14 protein-coding genes are annotated in these 15,951 nt (G+C 67.0%); 7 read left to right on the top strand and 7 right to left on the bottom strand.

Annotated features, from left to right (window positions below; all coding sequences use genetic code 11):
• Positions 1-91: 91 nt before the first annotated feature.
• A complete protein-coding gene (locus ABZ827_RS17145; RefSeq protein ID WP_357237748.1) occupies positions 92-1,369 on the bottom strand; it encodes an SGNH/GDSL hydrolase family protein in 1,278 nt (425 codons plus the stop codon).
• A 352-nt stretch (positions 1,370-1,721) separates the two neighbouring features.
• On the opposite strand from ABZ827_RS17145, the gene ABZ827_RS17140 reads away from it, so the two are divergent.
• On the top strand, positions 1,722-2,696 hold the full coding sequence (locus tag ABZ827_RS17140) for an o-succinylbenzoate synthase (RefSeq protein ID WP_357237983.1): 975 nt from the start codon (positions 1,722-1,724) through the stop codon (positions 2,694-2,696).
• Positions 2,697-3,097: 401 nt separating this feature from the next.
• On the opposite strand, the gene ABZ827_RS17135 is transcribed toward ABZ827_RS17140, so the two are convergent.
• Positions 3,098-3,628, bottom strand: a complete 531-nt coding sequence (locus ABZ827_RS17135; protein WP_357237747.1) for a TIGR04338 family metallohydrolase — start codon at positions 3,626-3,628, stop codon at positions 3,098-3,100.
• Between the two features lie 121 nt (positions 3,629-3,749).
• On the bottom strand, positions 3,750-4,619 hold the full coding sequence (locus tag ABZ827_RS17130; RefSeq protein WP_357237746.1) for a DUF2786 domain-containing protein: 870 nt from the start codon (positions 4,617-4,619) through the stop codon (positions 3,750-3,752).
• A 148-nt stretch (positions 4,620-4,767) separates the two neighbouring features.
• Here ABZ827_RS17130 and ABZ827_RS17125 point away from each other — a divergent pair, with 148 nt between their 5' ends.
• The 6 genes from ABZ827_RS17125 (at position 4,768) to ABZ827_RS17100 (ending at position 11,506) form a co-directional block, all read left to right on the top strand.
• A complete protein-coding gene (locus ABZ827_RS17125) occupies positions 4,768-6,051 on the top strand; it encodes an ABC transporter substrate-binding protein (protein WP_357237745.1) in 1,284 nt (427 codons plus the stop codon).
• A gap of 118 nt (positions 6,052-6,169) precedes the next feature.
• Positions 6,170-7,126, top strand: a complete 957-nt coding sequence (locus ABZ827_RS17120) for a sugar ABC transporter permease (RefSeq protein ID WP_357237982.1) — start codon at positions 6,170-6,172, stop codon at positions 7,124-7,126.
• A 77-nt stretch (positions 7,127-7,203) separates the two neighbouring features.
• Positions 7,204-8,010, top strand: coding sequence for a carbohydrate ABC transporter permease (locus ABZ827_RS17115; protein ID WP_357237981.1), 807 nt, complete (start codon positions 7,204-7,206; stop codon positions 8,008-8,010).
• Between the two features lie 62 nt (positions 8,011-8,072).
• Positions 8,073-10,433: a transglycosylase domain-containing protein gene (locus ABZ827_RS17110; RefSeq protein ID WP_357237744.1), complete on the top strand. Its 2,361-nt coding sequence runs from the start codon at positions 8,073-8,075 to the stop codon at positions 10,431-10,433.
• Positions 10,434-10,612: 179 nt separating this feature from the next.
• Positions 10,613-11,074 carry a GyrI-like domain-containing protein gene (locus ABZ827_RS17105; RefSeq protein WP_357237743.1) on the top strand — a complete coding sequence of 154 codons (462 nt, stop codon included), beginning with the start codon at positions 10,613-10,615 and terminating at the stop codon, positions 11,072-11,074.
• A gap of 6 nt (positions 11,075-11,080) precedes the next feature.
• Complete coding sequence (locus ABZ827_RS17100) at positions 11,081-11,506, top strand: GyrI-like domain-containing protein (protein ID WP_357237742.1); 426 nt, start codon at positions 11,081-11,083, stop codon at positions 11,504-11,506.
• A 116-nt stretch (positions 11,507-11,622) separates the two neighbouring features.
• On the opposite strand, the gene ABZ827_RS17095 is transcribed toward ABZ827_RS17100, so the two are convergent.
• From ABZ827_RS17095 to ABZ827_RS17080, 4 genes are all read right to left on the bottom strand, one after another.
• Positions 11,623-12,711, bottom strand: a complete 1,089-nt coding sequence (locus ABZ827_RS17095; RefSeq protein WP_357237741.1) for an inositol-3-phosphate synthase — start codon at positions 12,709-12,711, stop codon at positions 11,623-11,625.
• Positions 12,704-13,264, bottom strand: a complete 561-nt coding sequence (locus tag ABZ827_RS17090) for a PadR family transcriptional regulator (RefSeq protein WP_357237740.1) — start codon at positions 13,262-13,264, stop codon at positions 12,704-12,706. The genes ABZ827_RS17095 and ABZ827_RS17090 overlap by 8 nt, the downstream gene beginning before the upstream one ends.
• 169 nt (positions 13,265-13,433) lie before the next feature.
• Positions 13,434-15,068, bottom strand: coding sequence for a serine/threonine-protein kinase (locus ABZ827_RS17085; RefSeq protein WP_357237739.1), 1,635 nt, complete (start codon positions 15,066-15,068; stop codon positions 13,434-13,436).
• A 6-nt stretch (positions 15,069-15,074) separates the two neighbouring features.
• A complete protein-coding gene (locus tag ABZ827_RS17080) occupies positions 15,075-15,773 on the bottom strand; it encodes a hypothetical protein (RefSeq protein WP_357237738.1) in 699 nt (232 codons plus the stop codon).
• Positions 15,774-15,951 lie beyond the last annotated feature (178 nt).

Raw genomic sequence — 15,951 nt, 5'->3', positions numbered from 1 at the left:
GCACGGTCGTCCGGCTGTCCCGATTCGGGGCAGCCGGACATTTCGCAACCGAGAGCCGTTCCAGAAGTCGGCCACCGGAGCTCCGGGCCGACTACTGATCGGCTTTCCCGATCAGGACGCGCGCGGCGGCGTCTGCCATCGCGGAATAGCCCGCGGGATCTGGGTGCAGGTGGTCGCCGCTGTCGAACGGGGCGGCCAGTACGTCCGGGTCCGACGGATCGGCGAGCACGCGTTCGAAGTCGACGACAGCGTCGAATTCACCGGAGCCGCGAATCCACGAGTTGACCGCGTCCCGGACCTGTTCACCGCGTTCGCTGAAATACGGAGTTCCACGGTAGGGCGGCAGGGTGCCGCCGACGATCCGTAAGCCGTCGGTGTGAGCCATCCGGATCAGTAGGCGGTATTCGGCGATCAACTGGTCGGCGGTGACCGCGGGGTTCGGGCGTGCCCATGGTTCGAGCAGCTCACTCGCGCCGATATCGTTGATACCCGAAACCAGGATCACGGTGCCGATCCCGTCCTTGTCGAGTACGTCGCGACGGAAGCGGGTGGCCGCGCTCTGGCCGGCAGACGTGGGATCCGGCACGGTCCGGTTCCCGCCGATGCCGGTGTTGAGCACGGCGCGCGGTCGCCCGGCCACGGCGAGCCGATCGGCCAGGACATCCGGGTAGCGGTTGTCCATATCCATCCAGGCTCCGGCGCCGTCGGTGAGCGAGTCACCGAAGGCGACCACACCGTCGCGGTTCGGTGTGCCGGAGACTTCGACGCCGGACAGGTAGTACCACGACCTGCTGGATTCGGTGAACGCCCAACCATCGATATCGGCGCTGTGATCACCGATCGCGCGATACGTGGTGGTGTTGGCGAGGTAGTGGAAAGTGGCGGGCCCCGTCGGCCGGCTGAGATAGAGAGTCACGGTGAGCGATTGCCGGGCGTTGACCGGGTAGTCGATGGAATCGCTGGTGAGTTCGGCGCCCCGCGGGATCACCGCGCCCGGTGCGCCGCCGAAAGAGATCGGGCGCACCGTGCCCGAACGCACCGCCGCCCCCGCGGCGGTGTTCGCGACAGTGGCCGCCGTGATCGCCAGCGGACGATCGCCGAAGAGGTTGGACAGGGTGATCCGTACGGATTCGCCGGCGAGGGTGGGGCGCACGGTCTGGCGGATGGTGTGGCCGGCGAAGCCATCGGCCGACCAATTCGGCGCACGCGCATCAGCGGCGGACATCTGCGCGGCGGACCAGCTGTCGAGCCAGGCGTCGTGCTGCCCGCCCGGCCCGGACGCACCGACGTACAACGCCGTGCCGGTGACGGTCAGCAGGACTCCCAGCAGAGCCGACAGCACGCCGGTTCGTATCTTTCGAAAATTCATCGGGACGCCGGCTCCTCGATACGCCATGCGCTACCGTGCGGCATCGGAGACCACGCACTGCTTCGCGGGCCCACCCCGCCGCCCTCGATGCGGTGGCTGATCACGATCTCCGCCGGTGCCGCCGGCTTCCGGGCGTCCGGGTGCCGGTGAATACCCAGGGGCACCAGCTCTGCCGTGAACCGGCTCCCGGTGTGGCCGGTAGCGCCGTGTACAGCGTTCTTCATCTCGAACTCCCGTTCTCGGGCCGCCGATGTCGTCGATGAATCTTTCGTCCGTCACGCCCCACGAGTACGGCAATACGCTGTTCGCCGGGACGACGACCGCTCATGACTAGTGTGAACCCGTGACCGAACTGCCCGAGATCGACAGGCTTGTCGTCTACGCAATTCCGATGCGGTCGAAATTCCGGGGGATAACCGTACGCGAGGGCGTAGTACTCCGCGGACCACGCGGGTGGGGTGAATTCTGTCCGTTCCCCGAATACGACGACCGCGAAGCCGCCCACTGGCTGGCAACCACCGTCGAACAAGTGAGCGCGGGCTGGCCGGAACCGGTCCGGGAACGGGTGCCGATCAACTGCACGGTTCCCGCTGTATCGCCGGAGCGAGCTCACGCGCTGGTCGCCGGTTCGGGATGCCGGACCGCGAAGGTGAAGGTCGCCGACCATCCCGGCGCGCTGCCCGAGGACTTGGCCCGGGTGGAAGCCGTCCGGTCGGCGCTGGGCCCGGGGGGCTCGATCCGGGTGGACGCCAACGCCGTCTGGGATGTGGACACCGCGGTCCGGAGCATCCGTGAAATAGACCGCGCCGCAGGCGGTCTGGAATACGCCGAACAACCGTGCCGCACGCTCGAAGAACTCGCCGAGGTCCGGCGCAAGGTAGACGTCCCGATCGCCGCCGACGAATCGATCCGCCGCGCGGAAGACCCCATGCGAGTGGCCGTCGCGGGTGCCGCGGATATCGCGGTGATCAAATGCACCCCGCTCGGCGGCGTCCGCCGCGCCCTGGAAGTCGCCGAAGCCGCCGGACTGCCGTGCGTGATCTCCTCCGCACTCGAGACCAGCATCGGACTGTCCGCCCAACTGGCGCTGGCCGGTGCGCTACCGGAACTCGACCACGCCTGCGGACTCGGCACGGTCACCCTTTTCGAAGGCGATCTGGTGACCGATCCGCTGCATCCGGTCGACGGTTACCTCCCGGTTCCGAGGACCGCTCCGGAACCCGACCCCGCCCTCCTCGAGAAATACCGCCACCCCGACCCCGAACGCACCACCTGGTGGACCGACCGTTTGAAGCGGGTACGGGACGTCCTATCCCGCGACCGGTAACCGGCGACTCGCCGAGGCGAAGGTAGGTGGGAAGCGGGCAGTTCGTGAAGGTTCTGTGTTTTTGGCGCCGCCTCCGGCGTCGCGGGGTTCGGGGCCCCCTTGGTCTCGTTCTTCACTCCCGCCGGTCGGTCGCTGCGCTCCCTTCCTCTGGTCGCTCCAGAACGAGACGGGCCCCGAACCACCAAGGCGGACCGGCCGCATGCGGGAAACGGGGGTGGGGGCGGATGCTGACTGACTGCTGGTAGGTGAATTAGATCTCGTACCTTGACAGTCCTGCTCACCTCACGTGCTCACCTCGCGTCTCACGTACTGCCCCCTTATCACCTTCACAGCCCGAACCCCCCGGACCAGGCCCCTCAGCCCCGTCCACTACCCACCCCGAACCCGCCCCTGGGCGTATCTCACCCGAGCCGCGCCCCACAGTCGTGCAAGGTGATCCGCAGGAGAAATCCGGCTTCCGCCCCCAGCACCCCCTCCACCAATTCCACATACCTGCCACAGAATTCCGGCCCATGCGCCGCAACCCCGTCCGGTTCCGATTCCAGGTGATGAGCGAGTTCGTGCAACAACACCAACTCCCGCAACGCCCACGGGCCACCCCCTCGACCGGAATGGGCCCCGTGGACAGGAACAGCCAGCACACCCGGCCCCGGTTCGTAATGCGCCGCAACCGTTCCCGCCCGGGCACGTACCCGGATCGGCGCTCCCGCCCGTTCCCATTTCGCCACAACCCAATTCAGCGTGAGGACCCGATCGCAGTATCGCTGCACCGATTCCACCGACGCGAACTTCCGTTCCACCGGCAGCGTCAGTCGCGACCCGTGTATCTCGACCGTGCGCTGCCCGAACTCGGCGGCCCGGTCGAATACCGCCCGCACCAACTGTTCGGCGTCATAGACCTTGCCGCGCTGCGTATCCCGTACCGGATTCACCGTCCGGGCCGCCTGACGACCGTGGCTGCGGCGGTCACCACGTGGCCATGGATATCGGCGCGACGGACCTGGGGCAGATACCCACCACAAAGACTCGCCGGGATCCGGTCACGCGACATCGTTACCCGCCCGGGCCGTCGAGCCGCCCCCGCGCCCCGTCCAATTCCGGTGAAGACCCCAGTCTCGCGGTACGACCGGCCCGGTCACCCGCCTTCCGGGCTTCCGGCGCATACCCCGTGGAAGTCTGCGGCCCACGCCAAGTTCCCCGCGCCTCGGAGTTGCGGGTGTAGAAATCGGCCAGCTCGATCTCCTTACCGCGCAACGCGAGCGCGGTGCCTGTGGCCTGTTCCTCGGAAACCGGCACGTCCCCGTGCTCGTCCCGAGTGGTCGCCGCCCGTTCGACCTCCACCTTGGCCTCGGCAAGCCGTGCCCCGACCCGGGCCGCGAACGCCATCTGAAAGTTGAGCCGGGCCGTTACCCCGGCGACGGGAACCCGGACCAGCCTGCGGACCCGCCGCCCGCGGCGCCGTTCCACGACCACCTTCTCCATGGTCGCCGATCGGTGGGCCCCGGATTTGATGTACCGGTCGGAGGCCTGCACCATCTGCACCAGCAGACTGGAGTACAGCGCCTCACAGACGTCGATATCGGCGGCGAACCCGTAGGCGTACACCTGGGTGGAGGTACGGGCGACATCGCAGCGCACATCGTTGGCCTCCGCGATGGCCACGAACAGCTGCACATAGGTGCGCAGGCCCTTGCGGCCGGGCTCACCGATCGGGATCATCCGCTGGATCAGCGTCGCGCCCCGTTCCCGGTTCCGGGTGTGCGCCCGTGCCACCGCGAGGTCGATCGACGATCTGGTGGCCAGGCGCTGGGCGGCGGACAGGAAGGCCTCGGCCTCGTGTTCGTTATCGGTGGACTCGGCTTGGCGCAGCAGTCCGCCGATCCTGGTGAGCAGGCGTTCCGATACAGCGTTCGCGGTGGTCATCACGGGTCAGCGTAGTCGGCCCACCTGTGGAAATGCCCGTGGAGGAGGTCTGGCGGTCGCCTCTGGTACAGGACTACCCCACACGCGACGTTCGCACCATGTATGTTGCCTTGTGCTGCCGCTCACGTATCGACCCTGGAGTTCCGCGATGGCTTTCAAGAAGGTGCCGTCTCTACGCGCCGCGCTCGTGCTATTGCCGATCGCGCTGCTGACCGCGACCTTTGCCACCGCGTGCAACACCAGCGATACCGATGAGCAGCTGAGCAGGAACCAGGAGGGCCGAGGCCCGATCACCTACGTCGAAGGTAAGGACACCACCGAGACCGGCGCGGTGAAACAGGTGATCGATCGATGGAACGCCGGCCATCCCGACGAGCAGGTCACCTACAAGGAACAGTCCAACGACGCCTCCGCCCAGTACGACGACCTGGTCGAACATATGCGGGCGAAATCGCCGGACTACGACGTGGTGGCCATGGACGTCCCGTGGACCGCGGAGTTCGCCGCCAAGGGCTGGATACAGCCGTTGGAGGATCAGTTCGCCATCGATACGTCGCCGCTGCTGTCCCCGCCGGTCGCCAGCGCGACCTACAACGGAACCTTGTACGCCGCCCCCCGCAACACCAACGGTGGGCTGCTGTTCTACCGCAAGGACCTGGTTCCCGTCGCGCCACGCACCTGGTCGGAAATGCTGGCCAGCTGCCCATTGGCGCGGGAGAACCAGATCGGCTGCTATGCGGGCCAGTTCGCGCCGTACGAGGGCCTGACGGTGAACACCGCCGAGGTGATCAACGCGTTCGGCGGCACCTTCGTCGGCACCGACGGCCGCACCCCCACGGTGAACAGTCCGCAATCACGAGCCGGACTCCAGCAGTTGGTGGATGCCTACAAAGCCGGGGACATCCCCCGCGAGGCCGTCACCTTCCAGGAGCCGGAGAGCGGAGCGGCCTTCAACCAGGGAAAGCTCATGTTCCTGCGCAGCTGGCCCTCGACCTACGGTGACGCTTCCTCGGAATCGTCGGCTGTCAAGGACAAATTCGGCGTGGCCCCCCTGCCCGGCGACACCGGTATCGGGGCCTCGACACTCGGCGGATACAACGCCGCGATCAGCGCGTACTCCGAGAACAAGGCCACCGCACTGGATTTCCTGAAGTACCTGATCAGCGAGGAGGCGCAGCACATCATCGCCTCCGGCGCACTGCCTTCGGTGCGGGCATCGATCTACGACGACCCGGCGCTCATCGCCAAGATGCCGTACCTGCCCGCCCTCAAGGATTCCATCGCCAGCGCGGTGCCCCGACCGGTCACCCCGTTCTATCCGGCGGTGTCCAAAGCCATTCAGGACAACGCATATGCTGCCCTGACCGGAACCAAGTCCGTGAACGACGCGATCATCGGCATGCAGAAGGGCATCGAGACGGCCGGATCGTAGTTACTGTTCAACCGGACCCGGCGAGCCAGGAGAGAGAACGGTGTCGGATCCTTCCGGAACGCACGCGCAGGCGTCGGTCCGTACAGATAAGCCCGCGAACGCAGCGCGTACCGGCGGGATGCTCAGCAGGTTGCGCGACAACGCGCGGATGTCGGGCCGGGCGTGGTTGTTCGTAGCGCCGGTTCTACTGGCGCTGACCGTGGTGATCGGTTACCCGGTGATCCGGGCGCTGTGGATGTCGTTCCATTACGACGCCCAACTCGACGACGTGACCGGCCGGTTCGTCGACAACGGGGAAAGCACCTTCTACAACTACCTGCACTGGCTGGTCGGCCAATGCCAGGTGATCACCGGCGGTGTCACCGAATGCCCGACCGGCAACCTGGGGGCGGAGTTCTGGTCCGCGGTCGGGGTGACCTTGTTCTTCGCCGTGGTGACGGTGACGGTCGAGGTCGCTATCGGGCTCGGTATGGCGATGGTCATGGGCAAAACTTTCCGGGGCCGGGCGCTGCTGCGCGCCGCGGTGCTGATCCCGTGGGCCATCCCGACCGCGGTGACGGCCCGGCTCTGGGAGTTCATGTTCCAGTACGACGGCCTGGTGAACACGATATTCGGCACCGAGATCCTGTGGACCTCCGATACCTGGCCGGCGCGTTTCGCGGTGATCGTCGCCGATGTGTGGAAAACCGCGCCGTTCGTGGCGCTGCTCCTGCTGGCCGGTCTGCAGATGATCCCGAACGATGTGTACGAGGCGGGCCGGGTGGACGGTGCGTCGGCCTGGCAGCGGTTCACCCAGATCACGATGCCGCTGGTGAAGCCGGCGCTGCTGGTGGCGGTGCTGTTCCGCATGATGGACGCCCTGCGCATGTACGACCTGCCCGCCATCATGACCGATAATCTGCCGGCGACACGCACGCTGTCGGTGCTGGTGGTCGAACAGACCCGGCAGGGGCCCAACAGCGCGGCGGCACTCTCGACGATCACCTTCTTGTTGATCTTCGCGGCAGCCTTCGTACTCGTGAAGGTACTGGGTGCGAACGCGGTGCGGACGCAGGAAGAGCAGCGGAAGGCATGACCGCGGTGACAACACAGCAAACCGGTACCCCCGCCCCGCCCCGCCGGTCCTGGCGGCGGCGGCTCGGCTCGGCTCGTATCTACGTGGGCGCGCTGATCGTGCTGCTCTGGGGCCTGGGCCCGTTCTACTGGATGGTGGTGACCGCATTCCGCGATCCCGCCTACACCTTCGACACCACCCCGTGGCCCACCCACATCACGCTCGACAACTTCCGCGACGTCTTCGACACGAGCCGGGGTAACGATTTCGGCAAGGCTCTGCTCAACAGCGTGATCATCGGCGCGGCCAGTACCGCGATCGCTCTCGTCATCGGGGTAATGGCGGCCTACGCACTGGCCCGGCTCACCTTCAAGGGGCGCTACCTGGTGTCCGGGCTGATCCTGGGCGCCTCGATGTTCCCGGTCGTCGTCCTGGTGACGCCGCTGTTCCAACTGTTCACCGATATCGGCTGGATCGGCAAATACCAGGCGCTGATCCTGCCCAATATCTCCTTCGTGCTGCCGCTGACCGTCTACATCCTGGCGTCTTTCTTCGCCGAACTCCCGTGGGAGCTCGAGGAGGCGGCCCGGATCGACGGAGCCACCAAACTCCAGGCTTTCCGTCTGGTGATGCTGCCGCTGGCGGCGCCGGCGGTGTTCACCACCGCGATCTTGGCCTTCATCGCCGCGGTCAACGAGTACCTGCTCGCCCGGGTGCTCTCGGGTAGCGACACCGAACCGGTGACAGTTGCCATCGCCCGCTTCTCCGGGAACAATCCGCAGGTAGAACCCTATGCCGCGATTATGGCGGCAGGCACGCTGGTGACCGTACCGCTGGTAATTCTGGTACTGGTGTTCCAGCGACGCATCATCTCCGGACTCACGGCGGGCGGCGTCAAAAGCTGATCACTGGGTATCCTGAGAGCCGGCGGTACTGCGCCTGAGTTTTTCCGACGCTCCGGGAGGAGATGATCGTGAGCTCGTCCAGTTCGCAGCGTGGCAACAGCAATCCCAGATCGCCGCAGTACCCCTCGCTCGCCGGTTGGAACCAGCTGGACACCGGTGTGCGACCCCGCCCGCCCCGGCCCCCGCAGTACCTCCGGCCGCGCCGGACTCGTGGCCAGCGCATCCGTCATCTGCTGCTATGGCTTTTTGTCATACTCGTCGCCATACCGGCGCTGCTGATCGCACTGATCTACTGGAGCGCGGAGATCCCGGCGGCCGGAACCGTGCCGGTCAACCAGACGGCGACCATCACCGCCTCCGACGGCACCACAGAAATCGCCAAGGTGGTCCCTCCCGAAGGAAATCGCACGCCGGTACCGCTGGAACAGGTCCCGGACCACGTTCGCGACGCCGTCCTGTCCGCGGAGGACCGCAACTTCTACACCAACCCCGGATTCTCGACATCGGGTCTGCTGCGCGCCCTCCGGGACAACGCCCTGGGCCGGGCGAACGCGGGCGGCGGCTCCACCATCACCCAGCAGTACGTCAAGAACGCGTTCCTGGACTCCGAGCGCACCGTGAGCCGTAAGGCGCACGAACTCATCATCTCGTCCAAGATCGCGCGCGAATGGAGCAAAGACGACATCCTGCACGCCTACCTCAACACCATCTACTTCGGCCGTGGCGCCTACGGGATCGAGGCCGCCGCGCGGGCCTACTTCGGCAAACCGGTCGCCGAGATCACCGTCGCCGAGGGCGCCGTTCTCGCCGCACTGATCCGCTCCCCCTCCGGACTGGATCCGGAGACCAGACTCCCCCAGCTGCTGCAGCGCTGGAACTACGTCCTGAACGGCATGGTGGATATGCGCGCCCTGGCGCCCGGGGAACGCCCCGGGGTGACCTTCCCGCCGACGATCCCACCACCCGTCGCCGACGAGAACATCGTCGCCCGCGGCCCGGAAGGGCATATCAAGGCCCAGGTGCTGCGCGAACTGGCGGCCGCCGGGATCTCCGAGGAGGAGGTGAACACCGGTGCCCTGCGGATCACCACCACCATCGACGCCAGAGCACAGCAGGCCGCGCAGTCGGGGGCGGGCGGAGCGCTGGACGGTCAGCCGCCGGAACTGCGGTCCGCGGTGGTATCGGTCGACCCGCGGTCCGGCGCGGTACGCGCCTACTACGGCGGTGCCGACGGGATCGGGTTCGATTTCGCCCAGGCGCCGGTACAGACCGGGTCGGCCTTCAAGACGTTCGCGGTCCTCGCCGCCCTACAGCAGGGTATTCCGCTGTCGCGGGCGTTCGACAGCGCGCCGGTGGACGTCAACGGGGTCGACGTCCGCAACGTCGAGAACGAATCCTGCGGGACCTGTCCGCTGTCCGAGGCGTTCAAACGATCTCTCAACACCAGCTTCTACCGGCTCACCCTCGCCATGAACAACGGCCCGCAGGCGATCGCGGACGCGGCCCACCAGGCCGGGATACCGCACGATATCCCCGGGGTACCGGGACAATCGCTGACCGAGATGGGTTCCGAGCCCATGCCGTCGATCGTGCTGGGCACCTATCTGGTCCGTCCCCTGGACATGGCCTCGGCCTACGCCACCATCGCCGGAGAAGGGCGCTATCACCAGCCGTATTTCGTACAGCGGGTGGTCCGTGGCGACGGCCGGGTCCTGCTGGACCGGGGCGGCGAGCCGGAGCAGCGCACCGGTGAACAACCCCCGCCCGCGGAACAGCGCATACCGCCGGATGTGGCCGCCCGCACCGCCGCGGCGATGCTGCCGATCGCCGACTACTCCGGCGGTCACGGGTTGAGCGGACGGCCCTCGGCCGCCAAAACCGGTACCACCCAGTTGGGCGATACCGGACAGAACAAAGATGCCTGGATGGTCGGATTCACCCCGTCGCTGTCGACCGCGGTCTGGGTCGGCACCGAAGCGAACCTCCCGATCATGACGGCCGGCGGCGGCCGCATCTACGGTTCCGGTATCCCCTCCGATATCTGGAAACAGACCATGGACGGCGCGCTCGCCGACACCCCCGTGGAACAGATCGGCAATCCGCCACCCGGCGGTCCCGGGCCCGCCCCCGCACCGGCAACCAGTGAGCAGCCGTCCCGCGGCCCGTACGACATCCTCAATCCACCCCCGCAGCCGGAACCGCAGCCCGAACCGGAACCGCAGCCACCGTTCATCGTGATCCCACCGGCCTCCGAACCCTATGTGCCCGAACCGGAGCCCGAACCGGAATACGTACCCGAACCCGAAGCGCCCGAACCGGAATCGGCACCCCCACCGGTTCTCGCGCCGCCCCCGCCGCCACCGCCTCCGCCACCACCCCGGGTCGTCGAAATCCTGCCCGGTGTGACCGTTCCGGTGCCCTGATCCATGGAATTCCGCCCGTGATCCCACCGAAGGAACGGTCGGCGTGGCAGCATCGTTGGCCAGAGTGAGATGTCGCCCATCCGACCGGCCGGCACCGGGTCCACGCTCGTGCCGGGACGGGCGTGCGGGAGGATATGCGCTGGAGCGACGACGGATGACGAGACATAGGGGCTACGCCGGTGGAATTCAATGTCGTTGACCGCCCGGAAACACTGGTGGCGGGAATGGTGCTTCGCAGTCCGGCCCTCGCCGTGGAAGGGCCGCGCCGCACCCGGGTGGAACAAGCGTGGAAACGCAACCTCGCCCGAGCCTTACCCGGACCACCGGCCAGCGCGTTCGTCGACCATGCCCCCGAGATCAACTCGTACCTGACCCATATCATCGGCTACCGCTGCCGCAGCCTCGACGACCTACTACCCGGCGATATCCTCGCCCGGATCCCGGCGGGCCGCTACGCCCGATTCACGCTCAGCGGTGAGGATCTCGGCGAAACGATCGTGACGCTGTGGCGTGCCATCTGGGACGCCGAAGCCGCCGGCCGGGTGGTGCGCTCCTACACCGGAGACCACGAACGCTACCCGGACGAGCGCACGGTGGAGGTTTTCGTGGCACTGGCAGACGACGATTCAGCGGGCAGGTAGGAAGCTGTGGATTTCGAAATTGTCACCCTCGACGAAAGTATGGTCGCCGGACTCACGGTCCCGCTGGCCGGCCGCGAAGTAACTGCCCGCGACCTGGACCTGGTCAACTTCACCTGGGACCGCTACCTGAGCCGGGAGAAGGACGTGCCCCGGGTCGCCGCCTATATCGGCCAGGACGACCACGCGGTAGCGGTTCTCGGCTACGAGGTCACCGGCTTGACGGATCTGGATTCCGGCGATGTCCTCACCCGGGTTCCGGCCGGGCGCTACGCGAAGTTCGTGGTCACCGAAAAACCGTACGACCTACTCCGCACGGCATGGGCGCGAGTCAGGGAAGCGGAGAAAGCGGGCACGATAACCCGCTCCCACACAGCCGAACTCGAACGCTACGTCGGACCGACATCGGTCGAGGTCTACGTATCACTGGACTGAATCGCCGCACCGGCCCGCGCACCGAACACAAAGTGGGCTCACCCTCAACCCGATGAGAGTGAGCCCACCCGTCAGAAATCAATCCGCTACGGACACCACATACCGCAGCATCGATCTCATCCGATGATGAAGGTCTCCAGCTCCGAGCGGGCGACATCATCGGCCATCTGCTGCGGCGGGGACTTCATCAGGTACGCCGAGGCCGGGAGGACGGGGCCGCCGATACCGCGGTCCTTGGCGATCTTGGCGGCGCGTACCGCGTCGATGATGATGCCCGCGGAGTTCGGGGAATCCCAGACCTCGAGCTTGTACTCCAGGTTCAGCGGCACATCACCGAACGCGCGGCCCTCCAGCCGGACATAGGCCCATTTGCGGTCATCGAGCCAGCCGACGTGATCGGACGGGCCGATATGCACATCGCCCACGCCCATCTCCTTCTTCAGGTTGCTGGTGACAGCCTGGGTTTTGGAGATCTTCTTGGATTCCAGCCGCTCCCGCTCGAGCATGTTCTTGAAATCCATATTGCCGCCGACATTCAGCTGCATCGTGCGGTCGAGCTGGACGCCGCGGTCCTCGAACAGTTTCGCCATGACCCGGTGCGTTATGGTCGCGCCGACCTGGCTCTTGATGTCGTCGCCGACGATCGGCACACCCGCGGCGCGGAACTTCTCGGCCCATTCCGGATCCGAGGCGATGAACACCGGGAGCGCGTTGACGAAGGCCACGCCCGCGTCGATCGCGCACTGCGCGTAGAACTTGTCCGCCTCTTCGGAACCGACGGGCAGGTAGGACACCAGCACGTCCACCTGGGCGTCCTTCAGTGTCTGCACGACGTCGACCGGATCGGATTCCGCGAGTTCGATGGTCTCCGCGTAGTACTTGCCGATGCCGTCGAGGGTCGGGCCGCGCTGCACCGTGACACCCAGCGGCGGCACATCGGAGATCTTGATGGTGTTGTTCTCGCTGGCGAAGATCGCCTCGGACAGGTCGAAGCCGACCTTCTTGGCGTCCACGTCGAAGGCGGCAACGAATTGCACGTCGCGGACGTGGTAATCGCCGAACCGTACGTGCATCAGTCCGGGCACCGTCGTGGAATCGTCGGCATCCCGGTAGTACTGGACGCCCTGGACGAGCGACGAGGCGCAGTTGCCCACACCCACGATGGCGACGCGAACACTGGACTTGTTGGTGTCTCCACTACTCATGGCCGGTATTTCCCTCTTTCTGTGGTGCCGCCTTCGTCGATTGCTCCGCCGCAATCAACTCGTTGAGCCAGCGCACTTCGCGCTCGCTTGATTCGAGTCCGAGTTGATGGAGTTGGCGGGTGTAGCGATCCAGCGAGCCGCTTGCTTTCTTGATCGCTTCCCGCAGCCCCTCTCGGCGCTCCTCGACCTGGCGCCGCCTGCCCTCCAGAATCCGCATCCGCGCTTCCGCGGGGGTGCGGCTGAAGAAGGCGAGGTGCACGCCGAAGCCGTCATCGGTGTAGTTCTGCGGGCCGGTATCGGCCAGGAGCTCGCCGAACCGCTCCCGTCCCGCCGGCGTCAGCTGGTAGACCCGCCGGGCACGACGGGTCGTCACCATGCCCACGGGCACTTCCTCCGCGATCAGCCCATCCGCCTGCATACGTTTCAAGGTCGGATACAGCGATCCGTAGGAGAAAGCCCGAAACGCCCCGAGTAGACCGGTGAGCCGCTTCTTCAGCTCGTAGCCGTGCATGGGCGCTTCCAGGAGCAGCCCGAGGATTGCCAGTTCGAGCACCGGGCTTCACCCCCTGACTTCCGTACAGACCTAACCAATGGATGCGATTACCCACTATATCGGAGCGATATAACCATTCATAGTTCAGTCCGCTACATCACAGGTGGCGGCCGTGGCGCATCACCGATTCCGGAGCAGGAAAACCCCCTGGTAACCGTGGACTCGTGGCTCAGCTCGCCGGAAACACTTCCAATGGCGAACCGGCGAAGGAGACGGACATATGGCCGGTGCTGCCCGCGGGGTCCCCGACGTAGATGTCGATCTTCGGCCCGGCGTCGACCGGCGCGATCAGCTCGAAACCGATTCCGAGATGTTCGACCTCGCCCTGTTCGAGGCGCACCGAAGCCGGGGCTCCCGCCAAGACGGCAGCCAATGTCGGCAGGTCGATATCGGCCAGATCGATCGGCCGGCCGTCCGCGTAGCTGGGGACCGCGGCACCCGTCTCGCCGAACCCGTCGCCGTCGAAGCGGAAGTTCCGGGGGCTGCCGCCATCCAGCCGTTGGACCAGCAGAAAGTCCGGGTAGACGGTGGCTGTATCGATAATGGTGTCGCCGAACTCCCGGCGATAGGCATCGATGAACGACGACAGCCCGGCGGCAGTGACCAGATTCGGCAGCGACGCCGACTCCGGGTCTGCTTCCGCGACGGCGGCAATGCCCGCTGCCGGGTCCTCCCGTGCCACCAATCCGACGCCGCCGCCGAGCGCGGCAGCGACTGCCAGCACCACAACCGGAAGCCACCAGCGCCACATCCGGCGGCCGCCCCGCGTAATCGCGGCATCGGCAAGCTCGGCGGCGGCCGGTCCGCTCGGCACCGGGCCGGGAGCCGGCGCAGGAGTTCGCTCTGCGAATGTGACGCTTCGCTCCGCGTCGGGCGGAGAGGATGGCTGGGGCCCCGAGCCGGAGCCGTGGGTCGCCACAGTCTCACGGGTGCGGAACGCCGCAGCGTCCAGGGCGGGGGGTGCCACAGTGTCGAGGGCGCGCAACGCCGCCTCGCTGAAGGCGCGGCAGGAGTCGTAGCGTTCCCCGGGCTGTTTCGCCAGCGCACGGGACAGCACCTGGTCGATCGCCGGCGGCAGGTTCGGAACTCGCTGGGAGGCCGCCGGCGGCGGGGTGTACAGGTGCGCGCTGATGACGGCGGCCGCACTGTCCATAGCGAACGGCTTCTCACCTGTCAGCAGGACGAACAGTGTGCAACCCAGTGCGTAGACATCCGCGCGGTGATCGACCGGACCGCCGGTGAACTGCTCGGGTGCGGCATACGCCACCGTCGCGATCACATCACCGGTGCGGGTGAGGTCGGTGCCCCCGAGCGCGAGGCGGGCGATACCGAAGTCGGTCAGCAGTGCGCGTTCCCCGAACTCGCGGTCCAGGTCCGCGGTGACCAGGATATTTCCCGGTTTCACATCCCGGTGCAGCATCCCGTGGCGGTGAGCATGGTCCAGACCGCGGGCCGCATCGTCGATGATATGTGCCGCGCGGCGCGGGCTGAGGTCCGCCGACCCGGCCAGCGCGGCGGCATCGGTGCCCGGCACATATTCCATGGCGATCCACGGCTGCTCGTCACTCACACCGCGGTCATGGACGGTAACGATATTCGGGTGTCGCAGTCGAGCCGCGAGATCCGCCTCCCGGTCGAACCTGGCGCGAAACCGAGGGTCGGTCAGATGGTCGGCGGGGAGCAGTTTCAGTACATCCTGGCGCGGTAGCCGTGGGTGCTCGGCGAGATAGACGACACCCATTCCCCCCGCGCCGACCCGGCGCACGATCCGGTAGCCGGCGAAGCTCTCCCCGGGTTGCAGCATTGTTCCCTACCCCTCGAACGGCCGGACCCGCAGGATGTCACCGGCCGGACCGACCAGCAGCCACCCGCTCTCATCGAACGAATTGGAAACATAGATGCTGAGCGCGGGCACGCCCTCGAACGGCGGGGAACTGTTGACCTCGAAGCTCAGATGACTGACCGCACCGCCGGCGACCCGGGTGGTCGCCGGGGCCTCGGCGAGTACACGATCGATCGCGCCGGTATCCACCGTGCCCAGGTCCACGATCGGGGTGTCGACCGGTCGCGTGGTCAGATCGGCGGACTGATTGAACCCGCCCCGATAGTCGTAGCTCACCAGGCGGTTCGGCTGCCCGGGTACCGCACGTTCGACACTGCCGTGATCGGGATACAGCCACACCTGGTCTGCCACGGTATCGCCGAAGCGCTCGCGGTATTCGGCAACGAACTGGGCGATCCCGGAACCGGTGACGAGATCCGGCGGGGCGAAGACCAGCGGCTCGGGCTCATCGGCAGCCGGCCCCGGCGCGGGCGCTGATTCCGGTGGCGGCGCTGTGAGGGACGGTTCGACCGCCGCGGAGTCGGTAACGCGGCTGGTGAGCGTGAACGCGGCGAATGCCGTCACCAGCGCGGCGGCGGTGAGGACGGCGAAGTATCGGCCGGAACCGGCAGCGCCTGCACGGTCGACGGCACGCCCACGAGTACGACCCGCCCTTGCTGCTGACACCAGCGAATACTACGTCGGGCGCAAGATCCCAGGACAGGCCCCGAACCCGCTGTGGTTGTCGCCACCACTCGCGGCCGGACCGCCCGGCGGGGGGGGGGGGATAGGGGGCACCCCCCCCCCCCCACCGGCGCGCTGGGGCCCCCCGGGGAGCGGGGGGGGGGGCGCGCGGGCCCAAGCC

Origin of the sequence: Nocardia sp. NPDC019395, from assembly GCF_040632335.1 — a bacterium.
Lineage (GTDB): Bacteria > Actinomycetota > Actinomycetes > Mycobacteriales > Mycobacteriaceae > Nocardia.
The sequence above is the reverse complement of the archived record's forward strand: the minus strand, read 5'-3'. Positions and strand labels throughout refer to the sequence as shown.

Bases quoted from the DNA above. Each gene is read 5' to 3' on its own strand.
- ABZ827_RS17120 (WP_357237982.1), top strand. From the start codon at position 6,170: ATGCTCAGCAGGTTGCGCGACAACGCGCGGATGTCGGGCCGGGCGTGG.
- ABZ827_RS17095 (WP_357237741.1), bottom strand. From the start codon at position 12,711: ATGAGTAGTGGAGACACCAACAAGTCCAGTGTTCGCGTCGCCATCGTG.
- ABZ827_RS17110 (WP_357237744.1), top strand. From the start codon at position 8,073: ATGATCGTGAGCTCGTCCAGTTCGCAGCGTGGCAACAGCAATCCCAGA.
- ABZ827_RS17145 (WP_357237748.1), bottom strand. From the start codon at position 1,369: ATGAATTTTCGAAAGATACGAACCGGCGTGCTGTCGGCTCTGCTGGGA.
- ABZ827_RS17130 (WP_357237746.1), bottom strand. From the start codon at position 4,619: ATGACCACCGCGAACGCTGTATCGGAACGCCTGCTCACCAGGATCGGC.
- ABZ827_RS17125 (WP_357237745.1), top strand. From the start codon at position 4,768: ATGGCTTTCAAGAAGGTGCCGTCTCTACGCGCCGCGCTCGTGCTATTG.
- ABZ827_RS17085 (WP_357237739.1), bottom strand. From the start codon at position 15,068: ATGCTGCAACCCGGGGAGAGCTTCGCCGGCTACCGGATCGTGCGCCGG.